The following is a 5,379-nucleotide window of genomic DNA, read 5'->3' as shown; positions in this document are numbered from 1 at the left end:
GGAATTAAAAAACCAAAGTCTTGAGAAAGCTTTTTACGTACCCCTTTAATACGTTCAAGCAACTCACCGCCTTGTTCTTTATCCACCATAGAAATTAAGCGATAGCCAACTTCAAGACCTATCATGTCAACCGGTTGTACATCATCCCATGACAGCTCTTTTGGTGCTTGTTGCGGTGTTAGTTCAGCAGGTAACGAAGAGGACGACGATTGATTATTTTCTGCCGCTTGTTTTTCTTTAGTTATACGCCAATAAGCGACAGCACCAATTAGTAATGCCAATAACAAAAATGGGATATGAGGCATCCCCGGTACAATACCCATCACAAACAAAATGACCCCGGTGATCATTAACGCTTGTGGATTATTAAACATCTGAAAATACAGAGCTTTACCCATATCTTCATCGGTATTTTGTCGTGTCACCATCATTGCCGCAGCAATAGAAAGCAATAGCGATGGGATCTGAGCAACTAAGCCATCACCAATGGTCAACAAACTGTAGATAGATGCCGCTTCTGCAAAACCTAATTGATGCTGCATCATACCTATGATTAAACCACCAATAATGTTAATAAACAGAATCAAAATACCGGCAATCGCATCCCCTTTTACAAACTTAGAAGCACCATCCATTGAACCGTAAAAATCCGCTTCTTTGGTCACTTCCGCACGTCGCGTTCGGGCTTGTTCTTGGTCGATTAATCCCGCATTTAAATCGGCATCGATCGCCATCTGTTTACCAGGCATCGCATCTAAGGTAAAACGAGCACTCACCTCTGAGATACGGCCAGCACCTTTAGTGACAACCATAAAGTTAATGATCATCAAAATAACAAAGACCACCAAACCGACTGCGTAGTTACCACCAATCACCACCGAACCAAAAGCATCAATAACCTGACCCGCCGCATCGGAGCCTTCATGACCGTGCAATAAAACCACTCGCGTAGAAGCCACGTTAAGCGCCAAACGAAGCAGTGTTGCAATCAACAAGACGGTTGGAAAGGCGGCAAAATCCAATGGACGTCGGGTGTAAATAGTGACTAATAACACCACAAGTGCTAATGCGATATTAAAGGTGAATGCCATATCCAATAGCAATGGCGGCATTGGCAATACCACCATCGCTAAGGTTGCCAACACAAGTACAGGGGCACCTATCGCGGGCATGGATTGCAAACGATCAAATGGCAGCTTATTGGTAAACGGAACGGACAGTTTCATTCAGTACATAAAATAACAATAAAAGGGAAAAACCAATCAAAGGGAACCGCAGCAGACAGGGCATAGTGCAATCCTGTTGGCTATGATTTTGCTTCAACGCTACAAAACCATTTTAAAGCAAAAATCATGCCTGAAATTACGTCACTATTTTGACAGCTATCTTATTGATATTTAACTAACTTAAATGAAATTATTTTTGTGAGGTATATCGCAACTTATTCTATATTTACTTCTATTTTATAAATGTTTAGTGGCGAAGTTCTGTTGGGATCTGCTCAGAATCAGGTGATAGTTTCGGTTTTTGTCCTTTTCCTCGACGATATTGTTTTAACTGGAAGACATAAGCTAATACCTGAGCTACCGCAATAAATAGACCGTCAGGAATTTGTTGTTCTAGCTCAGTAGTATGATAAATCGCACGCGCCAACGGAGGTACAGGAACAATATCAATATTATGTTCTTTGGCAATTTCTCGAATTTTAAAGGCGGTATGATCGACCCCTTTTGCTATCACTACGGGTGCACTATCCAATTTTGGATCATAACGTAGGGCAACAGAGTAATGCTCTGGGTTGGTAATAATCACATCCGCTTGAGGAACATCAGCCATCATACGACGCTGAGCCATTTCACGTTGAAGCATTCGAATACGTCCTTTAACTTCAGGCTTACCTTCAGTCTCTTTATATTCGTCTTTAATTTCTTGCTTGGTCATTTTTAATTGCTGATTAAATTGATAAATCTGAAATGGCACATCTATCGCAACAATCACTAATAACGAACAACTGATCAACAAAATAAAATGTAATAAGGTACTTAACGCATGATAAATATTGTTGGGATAACTCTCTTGAGCTAACTGGAAAAAATCATCCAAACTGTCATACATCAAGTAATAGGCAACACCTGAGACCAGTCCCACTTTTAAAATGGATTTGATCAATTCAACCCAGCTTTGCATCCCAAACATGCGCTTAAAGCCACTTAACGGGTTCATTTTTGATAATTTAGGCATCGCCGCTTCTGAAGAAAAGCGAACTCCACCTAACCCGGCAGCGCCAATAAAGGCCGCCACAAAAAGAAACACCAGTACGAGCGTTAAAGGAGCTGCAATTCCCCAGATCACCTCGGAAATCACCGTTGACATTGCACCGAGATCAAACACTTCTTCTCGGGTCAAAGAAAATAGACGTGACATTACCGCAGCTAACGCCTGACCAAGCGAGCCACCAAACCACATTAACCCAACCGCACCAGCAATCAGTACGGCAACCGAAGCCAATTCACGAGAACGCGGAACCTGCCCTTTTTCTTGGGCCTGTTGCCGCCTTCGGGGCGTGGCGTCTTCGGTACGTTCTTGATCGTCAGAATCGGCCATAATACCCCTTAGCGACTCTTGTCATACTCATCAATTCCAACGATATATAAATACAGTTCAACGTTAATTCTCTAGCAATTTAATCGCACCAAATCACACATCTTATCTAGGCCAAACTGCCAATATTGCTCATAGTGAGGAAGCAGCCCCATTACTACAAACCAACTGATCACAAAACCTAATAACAGCGCAAAAGAGAAACCTAATGAGAAAATATTTAATTGTGGAGCCGCTCGCGTCATAACACCAAACGAGAGGTTGACGGTTAAGAGCGCAATAATCCCCGCTAGAGCCATACTTAACGCCATCTTAAACATATGACCAAACCACAATGCCAGTTGGTAATAATCTTGCCCGTTGAACATGGCTTTTCCGATTGGCAAAGTAGTAAAACTTTTTACTATCAGCTCTAACATCTCCAAATGGCCATTGGTCATCAAAAATAAAATAATGGCTAAAAATAGATAAAGCTGACCTAGAACTGGAGTATTTTGGCCGTTTGCAGGATCAACCATAGAAGCAAAACCCAAGCTCGATTGCATAGCGAGAATCTGCCCTAGTAAAACAAAGGTTTGAGTAATAAATTGCGTCACTAGACCAATGGCAGCGCCAATAACAATCTGCTGGGTGGTAATAATGAAACCATGCAAAGAAAGCAAAGCAATATCTTGTGGAACTTGGGGTAATACCGGCACAACAGCTAATGTGATGGTCAATGCCAAATAGAGTCGAATCTTGGCTGAAACAAAACGCGCACCAAAAAACGTCATCGTCATCATCATAGAAGAGATACGAATAAACGCCCACATATAGTTGGCTAACCAATCCAGTAAAATTGCAGAGGTGTAGTGCATAGCGAACCTTGGTTAATACAACAAGTTCGGTATCTGCTCGATGATCTGATGAAAATAATCCATCAACATCCGAGTCATCATATGACCAAAAAACATTAACGCAAGCAAAGTGGCAATTAAGCGAGGCAGAAAACTTAATGTCTGCTCGTTAATCGAGGTTGCCGCCTGAAACACCGCAACGACCAAGCCCACAATAAGCCCAGGAATGACAATGGCACAAACCATGATCAATACCATGTAGAGGGCTTGCTGAAATATATCGACAAAAGCTTCTGGCGTCATACGGCAAAACTCCCTGCGAGCGTTGATAAAATCAGGTTCCAACCATCAACCAACACAAATAGCATTAACTTAAATGGCAATGAAACAATCATAGGTGAAAGCATCATCATACCCATTGCCATCAATACCGACGCCACTACAAGATCAATAACTAAGAAAGGCAAGAACAGCATAAAACCTATCTGAAATGCCGTTTTTAATTCCGACGTAATAAAAGCAGGGATGAGAACTGTCATTGGCACTTGTTGCGGATCAGAAACCTTTGCCCCTGAGATATTGACGAAAGTTTCAAGATCCTTAACCCGCGTCTGTTTAAGCATAAACTCTCTCATCGGCACTTTGGCTTTCTCTAATGCCTGCGGCGCTGTGATCTGCTCATTAATATAGGGCTGAACCGCCTGAGCATTAATCCGATCCAAAACAGGAGACATCACAAAGAAAGTCAAAAACAGAGCAATACCAATAATCACCTGATTAGATGGTGTTTGTTGCAGACCTAACGCTTGACGCAAAATCGACATCACCACCACAATGCGGGTAAAGGATGTCATTAAAATCACAATGGCAGGCAAAAAACCTAAAGCGGTCATTAGAGCCAGAATCTGCAATGTGACCGAATAATCTTCACTGCCATCTGGATTTACGGTTACCGAAACCGCAGGTATTCCCGTGCTGCCTTTTTGGGTGCTTAAAAATGGGACGCTTTGACTTAAACTATCAACTGCTGTTGCAGGCGACGTATTGGCAAGAGCGTTAAAAGAGCAAAAACCCAAAAGTGCAAACATCAGCACTATTACGATGTTACGACTTATCATGTTTACTTAAAAATGCGTTTAATTGACTAGCAAAATCACTCTCTGTGGCCTTATCTAAGGTGACAGGGTGCTCTAACTTTGTCAGCAGTGAAATATTATGAGCGGTAATACCAACGAGAACCTGTTCTTGCCCAACTTGCACTAACGCGATTCGCTCTTTGGTGCCAACCGCCAGTTGCGAGATAATTTGTAACTCTTGCTGACGACCTTTAAAGCCTGTGACTCGCATTCGTTTCACTAACCACGCTAGCAAGAAAATTAGGCCGATAACCAATAATAACGATGCTAGCGTAGTGGCAATATTAAGATCAGGGGTCGTATTCATTAGCGTAACTTCTTAATGCGTTCAGTTTGGCTGATCACATCGGTTAAGCGAATGCCGAATTTATCATTCACCACCACCACTTCACCATGGGCGATCAATGTGCCGTTTACCATCACATCCAACGATTCACCCGCAATCCGATCCAACTCAACAACTGAGCCTTGGTTTAGCTGTAGCAAATTACGGATACTGATTTGAGTACGTCCTACTTCCATCGAAATGGTTACGGGAATATCTAAAATAGAGTCCAGTTTACGACGCTCATCATCACTAACAGGCGCACTGTCATCGGTTAACTCTTCAAGAGGTGCAGGTTGCACTTGAGCTTCTTGCTCTGCCAATGCTGCCGCCCATTCATCTGCCATTTGTTGATCATTTTGAGACATAAGAAATCCTAGTATTAATCGTTATCTGCCACGTCAGCTAAGGTACGAGTTAATGCATCTCGCTCAAGAAAGGCTAACTCAGTCTTCACCATATCCGGGCGCTTTAATTTTTC

The 5,379-nt window shown here is 42.3% G+C and carries 7 protein-coding genes; all 7 read right to left on the bottom strand.

The features are described 5' to 3' along the window. A partial coding sequence (locus tag I3252_RS14120) for an FHIPEP family type III secretion protein (RefSeq protein ID WP_238035663.1) occupies window positions 1–1,226 on the bottom strand: 1,226 nt, incomplete at its 3' end. Between the two features lie 247 nt (window positions 1,227–1,473). Beyond that, entirely contained in the window at window positions 1,474–2,604 is a 1,131-nt protein-coding gene (gene flhB / locus I3252_RS14115) for a flagellar biosynthesis protein FlhB (RefSeq protein ID WP_238035662.1), read from the bottom strand. Between the two features lie 71 nt (window positions 2,605–2,675). Further along, on the bottom strand, window positions 2,676–3,413 hold the full coding sequence (gene fliR, locus I3252_RS14110; protein WP_238035661.1) for a flagellar biosynthetic protein FliR: 738 nt from the start codon (window positions 3,411–3,413) through the stop codon (window positions 2,676–2,678). Between the two features lie 57 nt (window positions 3,414–3,470). Further along, a complete protein-coding gene (fliQ, locus tag I3252_RS14105; protein ID WP_036764231.1) occupies window positions 3,471–3,740 on the bottom strand; it encodes a flagellar biosynthesis protein FliQ in 270 nt (89 codons plus the stop codon). Beyond that, the gene (gene fliP, locus I3252_RS14100) at window positions 3,737–4,525 is read right to left on the bottom strand and encodes a flagellar type III secretion system pore protein FliP (protein ID WP_225314523.1); all 789 of its coding nucleotides are present in this window, start codon (window positions 4,523–4,525) and stop codon (window positions 3,737–3,739) included. Before fliP ends, fliQ begins: the two co-directional genes overlap by 4 nt. 16 nt (window positions 4,526–4,541) lie before the next feature. Further along, window positions 4,542–4,880, bottom strand: a complete 339-nt coding sequence (fliO, locus tag I3252_RS14095; RefSeq protein ID WP_237029407.1) for a flagellar biosynthetic protein FliO — start codon at window positions 4,878–4,880, stop codon at window positions 4,542–4,544. After that, entirely contained in the window at window positions 4,880–5,266 is a 387-nt protein-coding gene (fliN, locus tag I3252_RS14090; RefSeq protein WP_065170156.1) for a flagellar motor switch protein FliN, read from the bottom strand. The genes fliO and fliN overlap by 1 nt, the downstream gene beginning before the upstream one ends. Window positions 5,267–5,379: the final 113 nt, after the last annotated feature.

Origin of the sequence: Psychrobacter sp. Ps4, from assembly GCF_022129285.1 — a bacterium.
GTDB lineage: Bacteria > Pseudomonadota > Gammaproteobacteria > Pseudomonadales > Moraxellaceae > Psychrobacter > Psychrobacter immobilis_A.
Note: the sequence above shows the minus strand (reverse complement) of the source record. Positions and strands in the feature narration are given on the sequence as shown.